Source organism: Bacillota bacterium, from assembly GCA_013314855.1.
Taxonomy (GTDB): domain Bacteria; phylum Bacillota; class Clostridia; order Acetivibrionales; family DUMC01; genus Ch48.
The window spans coordinates 1-22,478 of the sequence record JABUEW010000049.1 but is presented as its reverse complement, the minus strand read 5'-3'; the positions used below and the strand labels follow the sequence as shown (position 1 = coordinate 22,478).

Genomic DNA, 22,478 nt, shown 5'->3' with positions numbered 1-22,478 from the left:
ACCTCCCATTTTGCATATAGTTAATAAATGTCATATTATATTGTAATATGCACCTATTTTTTATAGTGTTTTTCTGCTACTTCTTTAACTATTTGATAAACCGTTTCACAATCTCCTTCAGTATACTTTTCAGATATTGTAGACCACCTTATCCAGTTATCCAAATACTTTTTAGCATTCGGGCATGTCTCTGGACCATATTTATATTCATAAGATGCAGGAGGCATTGAATAAGGATAAATTTTCTTTTTAGAATACTCATCAAGGAAAGTACAAGCTTCCAGCATAAGGTAATACCTACCTGTACCTGCTCCTGTAATCCCAAGTTCAGCACATTCCCTAGCAAAATCATCTGCTGAACAATCAAAAACATTAGGATTTATTCTGAACCCTGCCATCCAGCAGGACCATACTTCCTGATATTTCGGAATCTTTTCAGGAATTATTCCGGGTATTGTACTGAGTTTTTCAGTAATAAGCCTTATTGCCTTGTCTCTTTTTGCCACGTTATCAGGAAGTATTTCAAGTTGTGCTAAATTTATTGCTGCCGTACAGTTTGGCATACGTATTGCACTTCCACATACAGTATGCAATCGTCCAAAACCTTCTTTCATTTCTGCTCCCCTGCTCTGGCAGCGAAATCTTGCATAATTAGCTATCTCATCATTATTTGTAATGAAACACCCTCCTATATCTGAACCCATTGTCTTTTCACAGTCAAATGAAAATGCTGCAGCATCTCCAATGGTACCTGCGAGTCTTCCTTTATATTTGCTAAAAATAGCCTGGCAAACATCTTCAATTACCAGTAAATTATGTTTTTTAGCCAATTCCATTATGGGGTCCATATCACACATTAGTCCCATTTTATGAACAACAACAATTGCTCTTGTTCTATCAGTTATACAAGGCTCAATTGTTTTGGCACTTACATTTACACTGCCGGGTTCAGTATCTGCAAAAACCGGGATATAATTATTTTTAACAAAACCCATAATTGTGCCATAATCTGTAATAGGGCTAAATATAACTTCATCCCCCGGATTAAAGTTAAGAGCTTCTGCAAGAGATAGAATTGCATTCGAACAACCTGGAGCTGAAATACAATGTTTTACTCCCATAGCTTTACAAAATTCCTTTTCAAAACGTCCTACCATATCAACCGTAAGTCCACTATCAACTATTTCCTGCAAATATTTTATTGCATTTGGTCCTATTATTCTTGGAAACGAGTTTGGAAGTTTACCTCGCATTTCACGGTATGCTGCAAAACCAAACTTCGCATGGTTTTTATCTGATCCCACTTTCGCACCTCCATTATTTATGATTAATTACTTTTTAACTTTTTATAATTAGGATTATAAATTCCTCCATATTATTTTCTACTCTTTAGCATAAAGTAAGGGAGATTTAAGTTTCCAGTTATTTTCCCTGTCAGGCCTGGTAAGTATGCCATAAGTCTCAGGCTTACGAAGACCAAGGAAACAATCTTTAAGCGTTGGAAGTCTTTTCTTTAATTCCCCTGTAGCCCAATATTCATAAACTTCATCAAGGTCAACCTCAGCAACTGCAATTCCTGGTCTATGCCCTGTATCTGCCCGCGTTCTTCCATAAGGATCTACTATACGGGAATGACCCATAGCTCTTCCTGACAGATAAGGCATTTCAACATAATGGCTGGTAACAATATATACTTGATTATCAATTGCTCTGGCATTTACTAATGACTCGCATAAATTACCCGTATAGTCTATCCACATTGTTGGGTGTACAATAATGTCGGCACCCTGAAGAGCCAATATCCTGAAAATTTCAGGGTAATGTATATCCATACATATAGTAATGCCAATCTTTCCAAAATCAAGCTCAAACACCGGATATTCATCTCCAGCCCGTACGTCCATCTCCTCTCCGGGGGCTAAATGGGACTTCCTATATTTCCCTACATATTCTCCTTTTCTATTTATAACTATACCTGTATTATATTTCAAATCTCCATCAATTTCCCTAATATCAATTACAATATTAGTGTTAGATTGCTTTGCTTTTTTGGCAAATTCCTGCTGGATTGGTCCCCCGGGTACAATTTCACCAGCCTTTTTTACGTCTTCAGGGGATAAAGCATAGATATCAAATTCTTCTGGAAACACAATGAGGTCGGGGTTGTATTTTGCTGCCTTATCAACCAAGGCTAAAGCACGATTTATATTAGTACCGGGTATTTTTGATTCATTATCAATAAGAAATGAAACTGTTGCAATTTTTACTTTTCTGCTCAATTAGAACAACCTCCCCCAAAAAAAACATTTATACTATATATTATAAAAAGTTTAACCATCATAATTATTTCAGAGTCTGCTTATTAAGTAAATATGTTATATTGTATTTGAACATGTTAAAATAGGTTTTATAAATATACTCCAAACTGTTTTACAAGGCTCATATAATATTCATAAGCCTCAGGAGTTACATCCTTTGCAATTGTATGGGTTCCCAGAATTACACCTCCTTCTCTACCCATTTCCAAAAGAGGCATTACATGGGCTTTAATTTCCTCCTTGTTCCCACAGGGCAGTATTTCTGTATTGCAAACTCCTCCAAAAAAGACTATCTTTTTACCATACTTTTCTCTTAACTTGACAAGCCCCAGTCCGCTCCTCGGTTCCAGGGGGTTAAACCCTTCAAATCCTGCTTCCAGCAAAAGATCAATAATTGGTCCGATGTTACCATCACTATGAAAGTAAAAGTGTTTGCATCCTGCTTTCCTGCATGTATCAATTATTTTTGCATATCTTGGCAAAAAATACTTTTCAAACAGGGCAGGGCTAAACATCGTATTATAGGTGCTGGCCATATCATCATATACCCACAGTCCTGTATTCCATGCATTAGCTCGCTTTAAAGTTTCTAGGGCCATACTGGTAAAATGTTCTGATACTCTGTCAAATAACGCATTGCAAAAACCTTCATCAAGCACCATATCGGCAAGAAGGTCTTCTTCACGTCTCAATGTGTGGCTCCGTATATATATTCCACCTATTTTAGCATATATGCATTTTCCCGCTATTCTTTCCCTTTCTACCTGTTCTGCAAAACCCCTCCATCGTATTTCACTGTCCGCTGGTTCAAATTCTAATTTATCAAGGTCGCCGGGGTTTTTTAATATTGTGTCAAGAGTTTGGCTGAAATAAGCATTTTTCCCCGACTTTACTGTCCTACCCCAGCTATCATTACATATTATATAATTATCATCTTCACATATCACTTCATATCTGGAAGGAAAGTAACTTTCATCACCTATACATATGCATACATCATATCCGTAGTAATCAGCCGGATTTATGTCATCGTTGAATCCCATATATTTTTTCCAATTTATTGTAAATTCCGGGAAATAATAAGTATTCCACAGAGGCATCCTATCAGGTTTCTGAAAATTAACAGCTGCCATAACACGTTCTTTTGAGTTCATCTCGATTCACTCACTTTCACGTTATTCATACAATAATTATTTAAAAAAATGTTTGAAAACCATTCTACCGTATTCTTAATAAAATTCCCTACAAAAGCATGAGGTTCATGTTCAAGTAAAAAACTGCAATTTCCATTAGCATTATAAAGTCCATAAATATTCTCAATCATATCTTTAACTTTCTGCAATCCGGAATATGGCCAATGATGATCTACAATATTATTTTGTACGAGTAAAGGTCTAGGGGCAAAACAACCATATAGATGTTGTACATCGCAGTGTTTAAGGATATCAAATACAAATGGGCTTGTACCAGTCCATCCTCCCTGCCTGTTAGTATATTCCAGAGCTTCAGCCTCAAGAGTGGTAGTCCCGCATATAGGAGCTATTGCCTTAAAATCCTCACATAAAGCTGCAGTATACCACAATATAATACTTCCCTGACACAACCCTGTTATACCTATACATTCGGAATTTACATCATTGCGGCTTTTTAAATATCGCAGCACAGAGAGATTATGCATTACTCTTAACCCCACATTATTCATGCCTATTAACAATGCTAATGCAGTAACATTATTAATACCAGTAACTGCATCAGGTCTATCGGCACATTCTCCTGTACCGTCATATTCAACAGCTGCAGCCATTATTCCCGCTTTGGCAAAAGCAATACATATATCAGCCACATCCTGAGCATTTTTAGGTTGTGCGTATCCAGGACAGACCAGTACTACAGGAAGTTGTCTATTTATATTCTTAGGGCGGTAAATATGTATAGGCACAAAATATTTATATTCGACATTTACATCAACTGCTTCAAGAATCAAGTCCTCACCCAAATCAATCTTTGCTTTATTAATATCCGGAAATTCTTGAGTTGGTTCCCATACCGGCAATAGTTCTTTTAGTTTCGGCACAAGATTACTCTTGTAAGTTTTCCATTCTTCAAGAGTGGCAAAATGTTGGGGAAGAGCTTTACATATTTCACTTACTTTCCATTGAAGATATTTTAATGATGAGTATTTTAATACATTATCAGGATATTCCATTGAAATTTTAGTTTTATTAGGCAACCATACCACCTCTTTTATATATATCCTTTTTGTCTTGCTTCCTTTAATATATTTATATATGCCATTGTTTTTTCAACAGACATAGGTGGAATTCCACTTTCAGTCCTTGGAAAAAAGCGTCCTCCTTTTCTTCCAATTTCAATTACAGAGAATATATGGTCCCTCATCTCCTGTTCCGTCATATGTGAAATAGTAGTACTTATCCCGCCATGAATTGTTATCTTGTCTCCCCAGCGTTCTTTAAACATTGCCAGGTCATTATGGTCAGATGGCCCAATAGGATTTATAATATCTACTCCAGCCTCGACAATACCGTCCATTACATCCTGTATATGGCCATGACTATGTAAGTGAAGATATGCACCATAACTATGACATAAATCTGCAAGCTCCTTAAGCCATGGGAATACATACTCATAAAACATATTACGGGAAAATAAGAGGGAATTTCCTGATCCAAGGTCTGAAACAGTAAATATACAGTCAACCCCACATTCCAGCAATCTTTTGGCACTATCAAGAGAGAACTTTTTAGTCATATTAAATATTGCCTGTGCAGCTTCAGGTTCAATTGCCATCCACATCAAAATATTTTCAAAACTTGTCAGATAATAATAAATGGCACCCCATGCACCTATTACACTTCCCTGTACAAAATACCCTGCATCATGAAAAGCTTTTACTATCCTGCACATTTCTTTGTGATCCAATCTTTTTTCTTCGTTTGCATCCGGCATTTTATATGTAAAAGCTTCCTCCGGACTGTTTATTGGAAATTGAAGCGCTTCACGGCAAAAGGTAGGCACATATTTTTCAAGCCATACAGAACCTGTTTCATACATATACTTATGATGGGTTTCATCTCTGCTTATGGTTTTTTGATTTATTCCTATTCCTACATCTACAGCCGAATTATCAAAGAAAGTTGCAAAGTTGATCTGATCCTTCACTACATTCCCCGTACTCTTTGGAAGTAGATTTTTTAACACCGTAACATCCATGGGACACTCTCCAAGAGAAGGAATAATGTTAATTTTTTCGCCTTTAATAACTGCAATTACTTTTTCCCGATGTGTCAAAAAATATCACTCCTTCTCTTTAAGCATTATATTCTTTTTCTTCATTAACTCACCAAGCTCTTCTATTAACCTATTATCGGTTGTATTTCTCATCTGAGGTACAATACATGGCATGCCATATGATAAGGTAGGGTCAATATACCAATTAGTTTTTCTATAGTCGAGATTTAGGTCTGCGAATGCAATTCCATCATCATGGGTTTCGGCAATAATTGCACCCGAAGAATCTATAATCATGCTTGGAGGATTTATTGAGGACGATATAAAATATATTCCGTTATCAAGAGCCCTTGTCCTCCATGTTATAGGTTTTCCTCCAGCAACAGGAAGGAACAATATTTCTGCCCCCTTATGGGCATAATATCTCGAAACTTCTGGGAACCACTCGTCATAACATATATGTATACCTATTCTTCCAAAATCAAGATCAAAGACAGGGTAGTCTTTACCACATGAGAATCCCTCTTTCATTTCCCCAAATGTTAGGTGAGTCTTATCATATTGTCCTATGAAATTTCCCTTTCTATCAAATATTACTGCTGTATTGAACATATATTTATCCCGTTTTTCAATGATTCCCGCAATTACATACATTCCATATTTAGATGCTGCTCCTGATAAAATCCTGCACAACTTCCCGTCTGGTACACTTTCTGTAACATCATCAAAGTATGTTCCAAAGTTTTCCCTTGGTACTCCAATTACCGGACTAAATTCAGGGAAAACCACAATATCTGGTTTCAAAGAACCAACCTCTTCAAGTTTCCTGGCAATCCTTTCTCTTTGCCCTTCAAGAGTAAGTGGTTCAGTTAAAATGCTATTGCCGAATCTTACTGTAGCTGCACGGATTATCCTGTGCTTTGGTGGTTCAATTTTTGCAATATAAGGTTCATACCATTCTACACTTCCTGTTTCAGCACACCTTAAATACAATTCCACCTTATTTCCTTCTTCTTTACTGTTATATCTGAAAACTTGCCTAAGTAATGTATCTTCCTCCCATCCGTCTTCAGGTACTAAAAAATGTTTGGCAAAATGGGCACAAATAGATAAGTCGGGGTTTTCAATGTTTTTTATTTTTACGCGGACAGAAGCGTAGTACCATTGACCAACCTCCAAATTAATTTCTGTGCTCCAGCATCCAAATGAATAGATATCACCCACAGAAGAAATAATTAGTCGCCTTTTATTTTCACCTACATGTTTTAGAGAATATTCCGGAGTAAGTTCCGGACGAGGTGATTCAAAAGTCCATCCCTCAGGAAAACTGCCTGTTCCAAGAAAATCCGGGTTAGAAATTAGGTTTTCATACTTACTCTTGTTGTTATAATCACTAATATTATAATTATTCATATTGCATACACCCCCAACACATACTCTTTAGATGTTTTTACCACCTGTGCCATATACCTCACATATGTTATACTACATAAACATCCATACATTATGATTATATAATTAAAGGTATATATTTGCTTTGCATTTTTTAATTTTATTTTTAATAAATGAAAAACAAGCACTTTTAATTTTGGTACTTTTGAAAATACAACTTCCGATAATCTGCAGGAGTTATTCCTTCCATTACTTTAAATGTTCGTATAAAGTTTGCCACATCTGTATACCCTACTTCCTCCACTATATCCTTTATTGTTTTTTGAGTTTCTACAAGCAGCTTTTTAGCCTCATTAATTCGAAGGTTTTTCACATAATCTATGAATTTAAAGCCAATCTGTTCTTTAAAAAACCGGCTTAAATATCCTGGAGAAATATTGAACTCTTCTGCAACAACTTCCAGGCTGAGCATACTACTCCTATACTCTTTGTTTATATAGTCAATTATTGCTTCTTTTAACCTCCGATTGCTACAGCCCTTGGCATCATTAACGTACGTACATATTTTTACAGCAGCATCTTCAAGTTTTTTTATTAAGTCGTCTAATGTTTCAAATTGTACAAGTGATTCGATTTCTTTCGTAAAATCATCCATATTTATTTCATTGGCAAAGTTAATTATTGTACTAATAATAGCAAAGCATACTAACCGGGTCATTCCTAACGACAGTCTCCTTGACTTAATACTTACCACTATATTATCAATAATGTCCATGAAAGCGTCATAATTACCTTGTTTCAGACTTTGTGCCATACTTGAGAGTTCTTCAATCGGATACCAATATTTTGCGTTCTTTACTGATAAAATATCTTCAAAGAGTACAGCCTGCCCGATACCTTTTATGAGTTGATAATCTAAGGACGACAAGGCTTCAAGAAATGAATCCTTAATATTCATTACATTATTATACAGTTTCCCCACACCCATACTTATCATTATATTAAGCTTATGTCTAAACACAAGAATGATTTCATTTAATAGATTAATTAATACTTCTCTGCTTTGTTGGCAATCACTGGTGTTCACAATTACTGCTATTTGATCATGCATAAGCTCCAGAAAATAATATCTGCCATTAGTTATCCTGGTTTGAAGTACAACATCCAACCAGAACGAAATATCCGAGTATGTAGCTTTTCGCCTTTCAAGAGGTCCTATAAAAATTACTATGACCCTGTAATATCCTTCACTTAAAATTATTTGATACGATGTAAGTAGGTCGGATAGCTTCAAAACATCCTTAATTTCACCTTTTAAAAGCATCGTCAATATCTGGTCCTTGACTAGTATTTGCTGATAGTTTATCTGCTTTGTAAGATTCTTGTTTTTTTCTATAGTATATAATATTTTGGATTCTATCTCCTCAATTTCATTGATATATGCTTGCTGTTCAGTTTGGGTAAGGCTGTCTTTTATCTTTTTATACAACTTTTTAATCGGGATATAATTAAAAATTGATAAAAGAGTTGCAACAAGTATACCTATTATAATTACAAGAAGCACTGCTTTATACACTTGACTTCTAATATTGGAAACTCTTTCAAACAATATTACCTTTGGAATAATCGAAACATATTGCCAGTTAATTGTTTGCGATGTCACCTTGATAATCGAATACTTCTTTCTGTTAACAACAGTCTCTGTAATATTGGACTCGACTGTTCTTTCGAATATATCCTTTAGCTGCAACTCCGAAAAATCCAGCCTTCTGCCTAGTGACACAATTTCTTCAAACCCATCTCCCTTATTTTTAATTACATAAAACTCACCATCTAGTTCTCCTAAACTATTATTGATGAATTTTATTAATGTAGATTTATGTATCGCAAACATTATTACTGTTGAAGGCAGTTCATCCCTCACCAAATCAGGGTAAAGGTATAAAATATATTCACCTTCCCCAGTACTATATATTTCATTTGCTAAACCAATAGTGTCCGGCTGTTTTACACTGTTTAGTTTTTTGAATAGTTTATTGTATTCATCCCTGCTAAAATTGAAGAAGTATTGCTCTAATGTATCTATTGACATTTTACCTTCGGAAGATATTATTGAACTATCCCCGTGGAAATAAAGAAATATTTCATCTATCAACATACTGCTGTTTTTATATTTCATTAGATTCTCGGAAGCAAGCTTTATATAGTACTCATTTTTCTTAATTACGTAAGGAGCCATTTGTTTATCAAACAATATTTTAACAGCAATTTTTTCAAGTTCACCTAACTGCTTTTCTATGAGCTGGCGGGCATTAGATACTCTGGATATCCCAAATTCCTCAACTTCCTTTTGTAATACTACAACAGAGTTGTTGTAAAGAATTGTACCAAGGATAGCAAGGGGTACGACAAGAATAATTATAAATGAAATCAAATACTTATAAAGTATGCTTATTCTTTTTAAGGAAATTACCATAACATACCACCTTCGCTCATATTTTAAACTGCAAGGCAAACTTTTATAACATACCTTCTATTCTTCCAGTTTGCTTTAACGATATGTATTTATTGAATTGAGAAGGCATTAATTTATTGCCTTCCCAATTTTTATTAAATACCTCTGCTAGTATTTTATTTGGAACTGCTAAATCTGTCATAAGCCGCTTGTAGTATCTTCATATATTCATCTACTCCAATATCTTTCAATGTTTTTTCATAAGTATTCCAGTTTGTAAGGGATTCTTCACCTGCCACAATTTTAGCTTTAAATTCATTAATATATGTGTTCAAATCGTTTTGAATAGTAGCTACCTTCTTATTTTCTGCATCTGTAAACCTAACTCCTGCCGGAAAATACATGTCCTTTGCAAGATAAGGATAGTAAAAATTCTTGTTTCCGTTAGCAACCCACTCAAGATAAGGATCACCTTCAATTACAGCCATAAGTGTTATTAAACCAGGTCCCCAACCGATACCCTTATTTTTTATAAAATACAGCCACGAGTTTTCTCCCTCGGGGGGCTTGAATAACCATTTATACTTGGTTTTTTCTTCGTTGGCAAAGTCCCAGTCAACACCCTTTCTTCCTATCCACATTGCTATTCCGCAATACCCATCTACAGCATTGTCAATATCCCTGTAGAAAATATCAGCCCATTTTATTGCAGCTTCAGGGTACTTGCATGCCTTTGTGATAGCGTAATATCCGCTGTAATATGTGTCCATAGCTGTTGCAAGCTGCTTGGAATTCAGACTGGATGTCATAGGTTCAAGAATTTCGAAATCCTGCCAGTTTCCTCTTGAACCTTGTGATGAAATGCCAACCATATCTTTCTTAAGTTTTGCAGTTAGCTCATCCATTGTTTGGGAAAGCATATCATTGTCCATAAGTTTTTCTGCATAAATTTTCCTCAAAAATCCTAGATATGCCTTAAAGCCTTCCGATAGAGGAACAAACGATACCTTTCCATTCTTAATATTAACCAGAGGGTTGGAGCCGCCACAGGGTTCACCAAAAGCGCCTAGCAACGTGCCGTCAAGCCAGGTAAAACCCTGTTCGGAAAAAGGTATTTCATCGGGTTTGCCATTTCCATTCGGGTCCTTTTCCTTAAATGCTTTTAGAACATTGTAAAGCTCATCCACTGTTTTAGGTTTCTGCATGCCAACTTTTTCAAGCCACTTCATATTGATATGAAGTTTATATACTCCCATGGTAGCAGTCTGACATATTGTCCCCAGAGCATATATTTTCCCATCCAGAGAAGTGATTGTCTTTTTAAAATCAGGGTACTTTTCCATTTGCAGCTTGACATTGGGAGCATACTTGTCAATCAAATCATCCAATGGAATGAGGATTCCCTGAGGACCATACTTATCCTCTTCCACAGTAGAAAGTGAATTAAAAAATACATCAGGAAGGTCTCCCGTTGCCAGTGCAATGTTCTTCTTTTCTTCATAACCCTCGACAGCAGTTATAACGTCCCAGTGAATGTTTGTTTTCTGCTCAAGTTCTTTTGTAAGCTCCAATTCATCCCAACTTCCGTTCGCAGGGTCCGAGGGTTTCATAAGTTTCATTGTTATTTTGTCTTTTACAATTGGAAATGGCCCCATCGGCTTTACAGTTTCCTCAGTACTGGCTGTACCAGTATCTGTTCGCTGATTCTGAGTCTTTTCCCCTTTGCAACCAATCATAAACGTACATATGATACATAAAACCAGTAAAACCGTTATGAATTTCTTCATAGTAATGCCTCCTTACATTTAATTCTATTTGTTTAATCCAAATAATTCAATAACAAACCTTGTAAATTTAAAACTTGCAGTTTTACCAGTTTGCTTCAGTCAAACGTAAAATCCAGGCTGACCATACACCTCCTTTCATGGATAAATTCAATAATATGTGGCAACACAACAGCAAACCGGTAAACTAAACATATGAAGTATAAAGCTGTATATTCACAAATTTTGTTAATTAAATTATAACATTATAAGTCTATCCTTTTAGGGATCCCACCATTACCCCCTTTGTAAAATATTTTTGAACAAATGGATATGCCATAATAATTGGCAAAGTAGACACTATCATTACCGAATACTTGATAAGCGCAGCAACTTCTGCTCTTTTTTGAAGCTGTATCTCAGATTCGGCACCAAGCATAATTTGTGAGAACTTGACTTCATTAAGGATAAGAATTTCTCTAAGTATCAACTGCAGAGTATACAGCTTTCTATCAGTAATGAATATCAATGCATTAAAGAAACTATTCCACTGGCCCACAGCAGCATATAGGCCTATAACTGCAATAATAGGTTTAGAAAGAGGAAGAATAATTTTAATAAACATCCCTGCATTTGAACAGCCATCTATGAAAGCAGCTTCTTTTAATTCCGCTGGAATGCTTTTCTGATAAAATGTGCGAACAATGACTATATTCCAGAAACCTACAGCACCTAATAAAGTCTGTGCCCAGATAGTGTTAACTAATCCAAGAGTTTTAACTACTAAGTAATATGGAATAAGTCCCCCGGAAAAGAACATGGTAAAGGTAAAAATATAAACAAACACTTTTTTCCCTACAAAATCTTCTCTTGAAAGGGAATACGCGGCAGTAAGCGTAAAAAATAAGCAAATAAAGGTCCCAAGTATGGTATAAAAAATAGTGTTTCTGTAACCTATCCCTATATCGTTGCTTGAGAAAACTCTCAAATATCCCTCAAAAGTAATCCCTTTAGGAAGTAATATTACCTCTCCTTGGTTTACAAAGTCAGGATTACTTATAGATGCGCTTGCTACAAATACAAGTGGATACAATACTATTATAAAAACAAGTAAAACCAGAAAATTATTAACTGACTCAAATATCAAATCATCCTTGCCTTTTTTTATCTTATTAGATTTACCGTCCATTTCATACAATCCTTTCTACCATAGACTGGTTTCCGACATGCGTCTTGCTATCCAGTTTACAATTATCAGCAGTAGAGCGTTTACCACTGAGTTAAACAAGCCCACTGCTGATGAAAAACTATATTCTGCATTTACAAGTCCCATTCGGTAAACATATGTAGATATTACATCTGATGATTCCATATTCAGCGGCTTCTGCATGAGGAATATCTTTTCAAACCCTACTGACATTATACTTCCGGCATTTAATATAAGTAAAATAACAGCTATTGGAATAAGCACAGGTATATTTATATACCAAATCCTCTGTAGTCTACTGGCACCTTCAATTATGGCTGCTTCATGCTGCTGTGGATCTACTGATGTTAAGGCGGCAAAATATATAACAGATCCAAATCCCGTGTGTTGCCAAATGCCAGACCAGACATAGATGTGCTTGAATAAATATGCCTTGTTTATAAAATCTACAGGCTTAAAACCCAACATTTTAATGAATGTATTCACCATGCCATACCTCGGATGCAAGAATATAAGAATCATACCTACCATTACAACAACTGAAATAAAATTAGGCGCATATGTGACAGTTTGAACAACTCTTTTAAATGTTTGGTTTTTAACTTCATTCAGCATAAGTGCAAGCATTATAGGAAAAGGGAAACCTGCAACCAAACCATATAAAGATACAACGACAGTATTTCTTATAACCCTGTAAAAATAATATGTACTGAAGAACCTTTCAAAATGTTCAAATCCCACCCACGGGCTTCCCCATATACCCTGTGCAACGTTAAAATCTTTGAATGCAATTTGGACGCCGTACATGGGCCAATAATTAAAAATAATTATATATACCAACGACGGGAGTAGAAATAAGTATAGATCATAATTACGTAACGCCTTTTTAAACATTTTTTTGAAATATGTCTTCCTGGATGACTTGAAACTTAACTGTCTTTCAGTGTGAAAGTTCATATAGATGACACTCCTCATATGCTAACTTATAGATAGAAATTTCACCTCAATTATCTCAAACGATGTGATCAATGTAAATATGTAATAATTAACCTAAATATGCATTTATTAATCTTTCTACAATAATAAATTAAAGCACTAATTATTCTCAGTTTCTAATTATTTAAATATAGTAGGGTTCAATCCTTCATCAAACACTATAATGCCAACTGTTGCTATTCTTTCAGTATTTATGCCTGGTTTATATCAACTTGCTGAGCATCTACTCTCTCAAACTTAATAGAGAACTGTGTCCTTTCATCCTTAGTTACAACCTCTTTCTGCCAGCCCCTAAGAGAGTTTATTATAGCATGACTTCTTTCATTCCTTTCCAGTTCCCATCCTTCCGGAACATATCCAAAAACCACCATGGGCATTCCTACTTTGGTGACAAGTTCAGCTTTAAGTATTCCACTTTCCACATCAAAAGTAACATTTTCAATTATATATCCACCTGTAATGTGATGAGATACGGACACAACAGTCGGGACATCCTTTATCGGCTGAGCATGTATAACAGCTACATCTTCAGCAGGCACTTCAACGGTAAACTTATCTTTAAACCGGCCAATCCATTTGTTCTGCCACCATTCCAATGCAATAAACTCTTTACCGGGCTCCATTCCTACCATTTGAGGAGTTATTTCATAAATTTGCATCTTTTGTGTAAGGTTAAATACTGCAAGTACGACCATCCTACCAAAATCTGTATATAGCGTAAGAGACCACATGGAAGGATATCCTTCAGGGAATGGGTTCTCAAACATATTAATGGGTTTGGCCGCTTCAGGATAGGCAGGTAAAATTCTACGGATTATCTCCAAACGTTGGTTATCTACTGTACGAAGGTCCTCACTCAACATTACATGTCCTCCGCTTAAAGCAACTACAGTGGCACGGACTCGTGCCTCGGAAAGCGAACAGCCCTTTGCAATCTGAATGGAATCTGCATCGTTTATCCAAAATTTCCTGTTTTTGTACCATAATGCCGCAACTGTTGATAAACCATAACGAAATTGTTCATAAGCTCCCGGCCAGTGTCCCGAATTGCCTATGTCAGAACCTATCCTTACTGAATCACAATATCCCAACTGTAAATTGGTGGAACAGGAGCACGGTGCAATGTGCATATCTTCCCCCGTACCTTTTCTAAAAGATTCCCATGTTTTTGCATAAAGGTCACCAATATTTATGTGTTTTTTCTTATTTTGTGATGTCTGCAATGCAAAAAAATCCATCTTGCAATACACAACCCCCCACTCTTTTAACTGACTCATTTCTTGCTGCCATCTCTTCTGGACTTCTTCATTATCTCCGTCAAAAAAGTTTATAGGCCAGTTGCCCGTACTATGGCCTGGAAGGTCTCCCCAAACACACGCAACTCCTTGCTGAATTTCCCCTTTGTCGTCCCTTACCATTAAGTCTATCAAACTGTTATAATTTGCAGCATTTCTGGAAATACAGAAAGGGGTATGCCAAATACCAAGCTTCACCCCGTATTTCTCCATTTGCTCCCCAAGCCATTTTAATCCGTGGGGAAATCTCCTTCTATCATGTGTAAAATACCCCCAGTTGGCATCATCCTGCCAGCCGTGGTCAATGAGCATTATAGTTTTCATTTTTTGCGGATAGCCGTTGAATATTTCACTGATTATTTTTGCATTTTCCAGGACAATCTGCTCATCTACTGCCGTACGGTAACCGTACCATGTCATCATTCCAACCACAGGAGGGAAGTCAAACTTTTTACCATGGTTGTTTGCAACTTCTACTGCAAAATTTTCAAGTAAGATATAAGGGTCATTTCCATAATATATGACAAGAGTATCAAGACATATCTTTTTTCCAGGCTCCAGTTCACATCCAATCTGTTGCCATGCCGTTATGTGGTCGATATTCTTTTTATCATCCGACGGTACAATATCAATTTTATTAGGTCCTTTCCTCTGCCTTAAAAACCCAAAAAGTATTGCTTCTCCGCTTGCAGCATCCCACACAACAGTCTGTAAGTCACTTCTGTGAAAAATTATGAAGTCTTCTTTCGCATCACAGGTTTTTTGTTCCCAAATAACTCCCATTTGTATATTTTCTTCAGTGTAATCAATTCGTTTTACACCTGCCCAACCGCACATGCCTAGGTCAGTAAAGATTCTCCACTGTCTAGTTTCCGCAGATTTCACACCATTAAAGATGACACCTGCTTTTCCTATGCTCAGTTCTCTGTCTCCGGTGTTTTCAAGTTCAATACTATATCTTTCTCCTCCTGTAAAAGAATCCGCTTTAATATTGAGTTTAATGTTGTTCTTTTCTAATTCCCTGTCCGAAGTAATTCTACTCTTATCTACATCAACGAAAAAAGTTTTATTCATATTTCTTTACCCCCTATTCGTATCCACAGGTTCAGCTTTTCAAATTTTTATGAGCAGTACTTTTTTCTCTTACTGCATCTATTACTACATAGAAAGTAATATCATCCCATTTTCTGTACACATCCCGTTCGAATGGATTCAAAAGCTGCATGGACCATTTTAACAGCATTCGACCCCTCCACCACTCCTACTAAAGGTTCCTTCCCATCTACAATACATTGATAAAATTCTTTAACTTCCGCATAAAATCCCTGAGGATCTGCTGTCATATCCGTATAATCACCAGTTAGTTCAAACTCCTCAACAACATCTTGTCCCTCATATCTCGAATACTTATGCAGTGCATTTGAAAGGTTAATACATCCATTGCCTGTAAAAACCTGTAACATCGTCTTTGATGTGAACTTGTTGCACCCGGCATCCCCTATAGCAACACTAGCAATAACTCTGTTTTTGAACCGTACTGTAGCTACTATGTTGTCAATAATGGTTGTATTTGAATGGTTAAGTGTACCTCCTTCAGCATACACCGTATCCGGCCAGTCGCCCGCAATGTATGTTATAAGATCGAATATATGGCATCCCTGTGATAGTACATTTCCTCCACCTTTTACTGGATCTTGAGGCCATATATTATCTGGCCACCTGTTATCCATCATCTGTGCAACTATTATCATAGGCCGTTTTACTTCAGCCTTCACTTTCTTTATATTTGGCTGAAACCTCATTTTATGTCCTACCATAAATTTCAATCCTGTACCCTCAATAGCTTTCTTTATACTGTCACAATGTGCGGGAGTCAACGCAAGAGGTTTTTCCATGAATACATGCTTGCCTGCTGCAATAGCATCAATTCCAATAGTGTAGTGTGAGTCGTGGGTTGTGCATACAAATACGGCATCAATATCCTTGTCATCAAGCACTCTCCTGTAATCTTCACAGTAATATTTTGCAGAATACTGTTTGCAGCAGTATTCTGCTGCATCCCTGTTTATATCGGCGTAAGCCAGTATTTCAAAATTATCGAGCTTCTTTATGGTATTTGAATGCAACCGTCCAAAATTCCCACATCCTATAATGGCAACCTTCGGTTTATACACATCTGCACCCCCTACGATTAGTTTTTCAATATTATTCTGCAAGCTCATCAATACGTATAATCTCATCCTTGTTATTATTTACCCAGTTTAATATTTCTTCCATTTCATAGGTTAACATTTTTACAGCCTGGTTTTCAGGTATTTTAGGCAATGCCTGCACTCTACTATGAATTAATCTTGCACATATAAGGTATGGTATGCAATTTATTTCTTGGGGAGAAAGAGTTAAGTTAACGCTTTTATTATAGGCATCAAAAAATGTTTTAATTCTCCGTAAATCCATAATATACCCCGATGTTAAGGAAAATATATTATCCCCTTTTATATTTTCATCTCTTTTTGAAGAAAAATAAATAATACCGTCTACTATATCCCTTATACGGGGTTGTCTGCTTACCCAGTCAAAATCAAAGAGTCCGCAAATTTTCCCGTCTTTATATTTTACATTAGCAGGATGGTAATCACCATGTATTATCAACTTGAGCAAACTGTCATATACCCGGTCAGGCACATTCTCTTCTATCAGCATGGTTTGTTCTATAATAAATTCAAGAACTCTTTTTTCTTCTCCGGTTATTTTAGACCAATTTTTTTCCACAGTTTTGTTAAGAGCATCCATAATTACATCCGGACTGTCATACCGTGGTAAATACCTTTCGTTTACCGGCATAAAATCACTTACAGCAGTATGTAGCTTTCCTAGGAAAGTTCCCCCTTCTGCTACATTGCTGTCACTATTACAATCAAAATCTCCGCCATCAATAAAAGGATATATTTGATATGCATTGCCGTCCACATTGTACCAGCACTGTCCATTTTTGCCTCTTAATGGTACAGGTACAGGAATTCCTTTAGAATATACATGCCTTAAATACTCCTCTTCAAAAAGCATTTGAAGTTCAGATGAATACTTAAGGCTTCTTATTCTTATTACTAGGTTGCCTGTATATAATCCTTTACAATCTTTTAACAGGTAGCTCTTATTAGCAGTGCCGCTTGTTATTGGCAACAATTGACCATAGTCCTCAATTTCATAATTATTCAGAAGTATACTAACTTTATTTTCGTTTATCATGAAATATCATCCCCTTACCAAGGATTCGTAATAATCACTTTTTTCAAGTATGCCCCCGCTGAGTGAATAGAAATTATCGTCGAGGTTATATAAACCCCTGTCAGTTTCAATCCACTTTTTACCATAGCAAGGGTGATATTCCTTCATTTTCTGCCATCTAGCATAATTCTGGTGTCCATTGCTCTCAAGCACCCCTATTTTCATGCCGGGCAGAGGTGCCAGCCTGGCAGCTACATTCTTATTCCAATCAACCATTACAGGGTTTACTGTCAAATCTGCACAAAAACATGGTATACCTTTTTCATGGGCTATCTTAGCAATTTTCAAGCTCATGCTCATAGTTTTGGCAATAGGTTTAAGAGCAATAGCTCTATAACCAAGTTCAATCCTCTCCAGGGCATCTTTATCAGAATGAGCGCTTTCATCAGCTGCAAGTCTCACAGGTATATCGGTTACATCAACTTTATACTCCTCGGGGAAAGGTTCTTCAAGGAGTATAATTCTCTCCAGTGCACCTATCTTATCTGCATAATCCAGCAATTTCATGAGTCTTTCCTTATTATCATAACGCCCATTTGCATCGAGATAATAAGGTATTTTACCATTCGTTGTATAAGGTATTTCTACATCCTTTACAATACTATGTATTTCATACAGTCTTTTCTTATCCCATTCCAGCATTTTTTCCCTGTCTCCATCCTTATTCGGATCAGAACCTATTTTAACCTTAAGGAAAAAGTACCCGTCACTTATTATACTCTTTATTTCATCTACGGAAACCCCATAAGTTATAAGAGGTATGGAAGCAAGTTTTTCATGCCTGAAGGAAAGAGCAGTACGGTACTCTTGAGGTACCATATCATCGAAGCTATTTATGCCATTTTCCCGGCAATAAAGCAACCATGCAGCATTGTCCAGGGCTACAAGGGCATTTAGGACAAAAGTCATTCTTAAATTATCATTATTAGTAATTTTTTTCCCATACTCATATGTTATAGGCAAAAGCTGTTCAAACAAATCAACAGGTGTATCAAATTCCAACTCCATTGCCTTTCGTAAAGCGTATTCAGTTATAAGAAACATCATGCTGTTTCCTGCCGCCTGAGAATTGCATGCAAATACTTGTGCATCAGACCAAAGGATACTCTGTACTCCCAATCCTATACTCCTGTGTCCTGATTCGCTTTCCATAAAAGCTGCAACCTGCCAGAGTTCATCAACATATCCTCCTTTAAAACCGAAAGGCGCCAATAAAGGCTCCCTTACAAAATTGCTGTTTGTCCTTTTAATTTTTATCATAGCTTTTACACTCCTGCCAATACACGTTTTTTCAAACATGCCGCTAAAGTTATTTCCCTAATTCTATTATCTTAATTCTATTATCTTACCTGTCCTTGACGATTCATATATGGCTAGTATTATTTCTACCGGTTTTCTGCCTTCATACTGGTCAACAAGAGGTTTTCTGTTGTTTCTTATTGCATCAACCATATCACTGATTTGCATAACATGGCCTTCAACTCCAAAAGCAGCCGGATTACTTGCTGAACCGCTCTTAGTCCTTCCCAGGGTTACATCCTCCGGGATTTCCTTTCCTTCAATGTCCCATTTTACAATAGTATCTTCTTCAACTATAATAGTACCCTTATCTCCGCTGACTTCCATTCTTCGAGGCAAACCGGGATATACTGATGTAGTTGCCTGGATCACACCGAGAGCACCATTTTTATATTCAACAACAGCACAAGCGGTATCTTCCACCTCTATTTTTCTTGCAAGAGTTCTTGTATGTCCAAAAATGGTTTTTACAGGGCCCATAACATGCTGAATAATATCAACACCATGTATACCCTGGTTCATCAGAGCCCCTCCTCCATCCATCTTCCAGGTTCCTCTCCATCCTCCCCTATCATAGTATTCCTGCGAGCGGTAAAACTTCATATATATATCTCCGGATACAAGCCTTCCCAACAGACCCTTTTCAACAGCATCTTTTAATTTACCGATGGCATGGGTAAACCTGAGTTGGGATATTACTGCTGCTTTCACATTATTCTTCTCACATGCCTCAATTACATCGTCAGCTTCTTTAAGGGTTATAGCCATCGGCTTTTCAATAATAATGTGCTTGCCTGCATTAGCCGCTTTCACTGCAAGGGGTGCATGCAGGCCGCTTGGTGTGCATATACATACTATATCGGTATCATCACTGGCAAGAAGTTCTTCCACTGAATTAAAAGGTAAAATATTATATTTTTTAGTAAATGCATCCCTGGCATGTTCATTTACATCAGTTGCACCAACAAGGCGCGTCCCCTCGATTTTCAAAATAGCATCAGCATGCCAATTTGATATCAACCCACACCCTATAATTCCAAATCCCAAATTACCCATTGGGAAACTACACCTCCTAAAGGTTTATACCAAAAGTATATATTTCTATTATTCATATTATATAGAATTGACATGCTGATTTCTTTGCATTTCTTACTTTAATATTTGCATTTGCAATTTCATTCAGCATAGTGAATTTGTTACTGTTTCCTCAACCTATTCCATTTTCAATTTCAAAGAGCTGACCCTGCCAGTTTCTCATAACAGCTCTATCTTCTCCAATAAATAAGAGGTAATTCGGAAGCAGCGGTGTTTTTCCAAGACCTCCCGGGCCATTTACAATATATGTCGGAATAGCCATGCCTGATGTTCTTCCTCTTAATGATTCCATTATTTCCAGGCCCTTTTGAATATTTACCCAAAAATGGGAAGTCCCCTTTACAGCTTTAGGATGGAATATATAGTATGGTTTAACCCTGATTTTCAACAAACTCTGGTTTAGTTTCCTTACAACATACGGGTCATCATTAACTCCTTTTAACAGAACCATCTGGTTACCAAGGGGTATACCTGCATCAGCCAGCATTTCACAAGCTCTTTTCGAGTCCGGAGTAATTTCCCTGGGGCTGTTGAAATGAGTATTAACATAAACAGGGTGATATTTCTTAAGAATGTTTACCAGGTTTTTTGTAATCCGCTGGGGTAATGTTACAGGTGTCCTTGTGCCAAATCTTATTATCTCTACATGATGTATGCTCCTTAATTCTTTTAGTATCCACTCAATTTCCGAATCTGATAAAAGAAATGCATCTCCGCCTGTTATCAAAACATCTCGGATTTCTTCATTATTTCTGACATACTCAATAGCCTTACTTATTTTCGCCTTTGAAGCATGGGTATCAAACTCGCCTATAAGTCTACGTCTTTGGCAAAACCTGCAATACATCCCGCATATATTTGTCACTTTTATAATAAGCCTGTCAGGGTACCTCCTTGTTATTAGTTCTTCAGGGGTAGAATCCTCTTCGGCCATCGGATCAAGCGCACCCCTATTATCCAATTCATGAATTGAAGGGATTGATTGCAGTTTTATAGGACATTTAGGATCTTCAGGGTCAATAAGGGATAAATAATATGGGGATATTGCATATCTATAGCTTGAACCTACTTTAATTATATCTTCGGCATCATCTTTTGAAATACCTAATATGTCTATAATTCCTTTTGGTTCCGTAAACCTGTTTTGAAGCTGCCACTTATAGTCATTCCACTGTTCTTTAGTAGCATTTAAATATTCAATTATTTTTTGCTTTTGATCTTCAATTTTATCTTTATCCTCTATTCCTGTCTTAATACTATCCTTTACTTTAGAATAATCATATATACTTTCTTTAAGAATAGTAAATCTATCCTCTTTATTACTTATTTGTAATTTATATGCTTTTAACATGAAAACAACCTCCTTCTTTTAATTTCGAGCAAAATAGACTTAACTTCCACAAAATCGATATAATAATATTTGCTTGAATTTGATATTTCAAAATCAAATTCGGAATGACATTAAGTCATACTCATTATTTAAGCACAGATATGCATCTACAATTAAAAAAGCGATATTCACCTACCTCAGAAGTGAAAATCGCTTATTAAAAACAGTACAATAATAACCTCCTTTCCCTTCAAAGCTTCCGAGGTTAGCTGACGGATTCGGGCCGAAAGGAATTAGCCCTACCGGAAAAATTCAACGGTTTATTTCCCGGGACATTTACCGGATTCACCCCAGTATATCGGTTCCCCCGTATCCTGCAATTGAAATGTTTTGCAGGAATTCAGCACCAACAATATTAAATTATAAAATACCTATTATATAGTGTAACATTAATTCCCTTTTAATACAAACCTTATTTAAATCTATTATATTTATTTATAAACATCATACTCCATATTTCTGCCATTTATTCATACATTTTTTGCTCTACTTATAGCCATAGACGCCTGCTAACTATTTGTAGAAATTTTCTTCAATAATTTCGAGGGTTCTTTCCCTATTATAAATAAAATAAGCTAAATTGTCAATGATAACAGGATTTCCGCAGAGCTGAAGCATGAAAATTTTATTCTTATCCATTAATAGTGGCTGCGTTAGTAATTTTATCCAATTATATAATAATATTACATAAATTTAACCATACGTTTAAGTCATCGGATAACACTATAACC

At 36.3% G+C, this 22,478-nt stretch carries 16 protein-coding genes; all 16 read right to left on the bottom strand.

Annotated elements, in window-relative coordinates; translation table 11 throughout:
• Positions 1-53: 53 nt before the first annotated feature.
• Positions 54-1,304: a DegT/DnrJ/EryC1/StrS family aminotransferase gene (locus HPY74_10130; protein NSW91007.1), complete on the bottom strand. Its 1,251-nt coding sequence runs from the start codon at positions 1,302-1,304 to the stop codon at positions 54-56.
• Between the two features lie 78 nt (positions 1,305-1,382).
• Entirely contained in the window at positions 1,383-2,279 is an 897-nt protein-coding gene (locus HPY74_10125; GenBank protein ID NSW91006.1) for a carbon-nitrogen hydrolase family protein, read from the bottom strand.
• Positions 2,280-2,407: 128 nt separating this feature from the next.
• Positions 2,408-3,472, bottom strand: coding sequence for a hypothetical protein (locus HPY74_10120; GenBank protein ID NSW91005.1), 1,065 nt, complete (start codon positions 3,470-3,472; stop codon positions 2,408-2,410).
• A complete protein-coding gene (locus HPY74_10115) occupies positions 3,469-4,548 on the bottom strand; it encodes a dienelactone hydrolase family protein (protein ID NSW91004.1) in 1,080 nt (359 codons plus the stop codon). Before HPY74_10115 ends, HPY74_10120 begins: the two co-directional genes overlap by 4 nt.
• A gap of 14 nt (positions 4,549-4,562) precedes the next feature.
• A complete protein-coding gene (locus tag HPY74_10110; GenBank protein NSW91003.1) occupies positions 4,563-5,627 on the bottom strand; it encodes a hypothetical protein in 1,065 nt (354 codons plus the stop codon).
• A gap of 6 nt (positions 5,628-5,633) precedes the next feature.
• Positions 5,634-6,980, bottom strand: a complete 1,347-nt coding sequence (locus HPY74_10105) for a carbon-nitrogen hydrolase family protein (GenBank protein ID NSW91002.1) — start codon at positions 6,978-6,980, stop codon at positions 5,634-5,636.
• 169 nt (positions 6,981-7,149) lie between these two features.
• Complete coding sequence (locus HPY74_10100; protein NSW91001.1) at positions 7,150-9,435, bottom strand: helix-turn-helix transcriptional regulator; 2,286 nt, start codon at positions 9,433-9,435, stop codon at positions 7,150-7,152.
• 155 nt (positions 9,436-9,590) lie between these two features.
• Complete coding sequence (locus HPY74_10095; GenBank protein ID NSW91000.1) at positions 9,591-11,201, bottom strand: extracellular solute-binding protein; 1,611 nt, start codon at positions 11,199-11,201, stop codon at positions 9,591-9,593.
• A 250-nt stretch (positions 11,202-11,451) separates the two neighbouring features.
• Positions 11,452-12,366, bottom strand: coding sequence for a carbohydrate ABC transporter permease (locus HPY74_10090; GenBank protein ID NSW90999.1), 915 nt, complete (start codon positions 12,364-12,366; stop codon positions 11,452-11,454).
• A 15-nt stretch (positions 12,367-12,381) separates the two neighbouring features.
• Positions 12,382-13,341 carry a sugar ABC transporter permease gene (locus tag HPY74_10085; GenBank protein ID NSW90998.1) on the bottom strand — a complete coding sequence of 320 codons (960 nt, stop codon included), beginning with the start codon at positions 13,339-13,341 and terminating at the stop codon, positions 12,382-12,384.
• Between the two features lie 230 nt (positions 13,342-13,571).
• Positions 13,572-15,749, bottom strand: coding sequence for an alpha-galactosidase (locus tag HPY74_10080; GenBank protein ID NSW90997.1), 2,178 nt, complete (start codon positions 15,747-15,749; stop codon positions 13,572-13,574).
• Positions 15,750-15,850: 101 nt separating this feature from the next.
• The gene (locus tag HPY74_10075) at positions 15,851-16,849 is read right to left on the bottom strand and encodes a Gfo/Idh/MocA family oxidoreductase (GenBank protein NSW90996.1); all 999 of its coding nucleotides are present in this window, start codon (positions 16,847-16,849) and stop codon (positions 15,851-15,853) included.
• A gap of 31 nt (positions 16,850-16,880) precedes the next feature.
• Positions 16,881-17,924, bottom strand: coding sequence for a phosphotransferase (locus HPY74_10070; protein NSW90995.1), 1,044 nt, complete (start codon positions 17,922-17,924; stop codon positions 16,881-16,883).
• Positions 17,925-17,930: 6 nt separating this feature from the next.
• Positions 17,931-19,262 carry an L-alanine-DL-glutamate epimerase gene (locus HPY74_10065; GenBank protein NSW90994.1) on the bottom strand — a complete coding sequence of 444 codons (1,332 nt, stop codon included), beginning with the start codon at positions 19,260-19,262 and terminating at the stop codon, positions 17,931-17,933.
• A 27-nt stretch (positions 19,263-19,289) separates the two neighbouring features.
• Positions 19,290-20,318, bottom strand: a complete 1,029-nt coding sequence (locus HPY74_10060) for a Gfo/Idh/MocA family oxidoreductase (GenBank protein ID NSW90993.1) — start codon at positions 20,316-20,318, stop codon at positions 19,290-19,292.
• Positions 20,319-20,469: 151 nt separating this feature from the next.
• Positions 20,470-21,708 (bottom strand): KamA family radical SAM protein, encoded by a 1,239-nt coding sequence (locus HPY74_10055; GenBank protein ID NSW90992.1) that lies wholly within the window; start codon positions 21,706-21,708, stop codon positions 20,470-20,472.
• Positions 21,709-22,478: the final 770 nt, after the last annotated feature.

Coding starts and splice junctions, on each gene's coding strand:
- HPY74_10065 (NSW90994.1), bottom strand. CDS start 19,262: ATGTTTGAAAAAACGTGTATTGGCAGGAGTGTAAAAGCTATGATAAAA.
- HPY74_10100 (NSW91001.1), bottom strand. CDS start 9,435: ATGGTAATTTCCTTAAAAAGAATAAGCATACTTTATAAGTATTTGATT.
- HPY74_10080 (NSW90997.1), bottom strand. CDS start 15,749: ATGAATAAAACTTTTTTCGTTGATGTAGATAAGAGTAGAATTACTTCG.
- HPY74_10120 (NSW91005.1), bottom strand. CDS start 3,472: ATGAACTCAAAAGAACGTGTTATGGCAGCTGTTAATTTTCAGAAACCT.
- HPY74_10105 (NSW91002.1), bottom strand. CDS start 6,980: ATGAATAATTATAATATTAGTGATTATAACAACAAGAGTAAGTATGAA.
- HPY74_10095 (NSW91000.1), bottom strand. CDS start 11,201: ATGAAGAAATTCATAACGGTTTTACTGGTTTTATGTATCATATGTACG.
- HPY74_10090 (NSW90999.1), bottom strand. CDS start 12,366: ATGGACGGTAAATCTAATAAGATAAAAAAAGGCAAGGATGATTTGATA.
- HPY74_10055 (NSW90992.1), bottom strand. CDS start 21,708: ATGTTAAAAGCATATAAATTACAAATAAGTAATAAAGAGGATAGATTT.
- HPY74_10085 (NSW90998.1), bottom strand. CDS start 13,341: ATGAACTTTCACACTGAAAGACAGTTAAGTTTCAAGTCATCCAGGAAG.
- HPY74_10070 (NSW90995.1), bottom strand. CDS start 17,924: ATGATAAACGAAAATAAAGTTAGTATACTTCTGAATAATTATGAAATT.
- HPY74_10060 (NSW90993.1), bottom strand. CDS start 20,318: ATGGGTAATTTGGGATTTGGAATTATAGGGTGTGGGTTGATATCAAAT.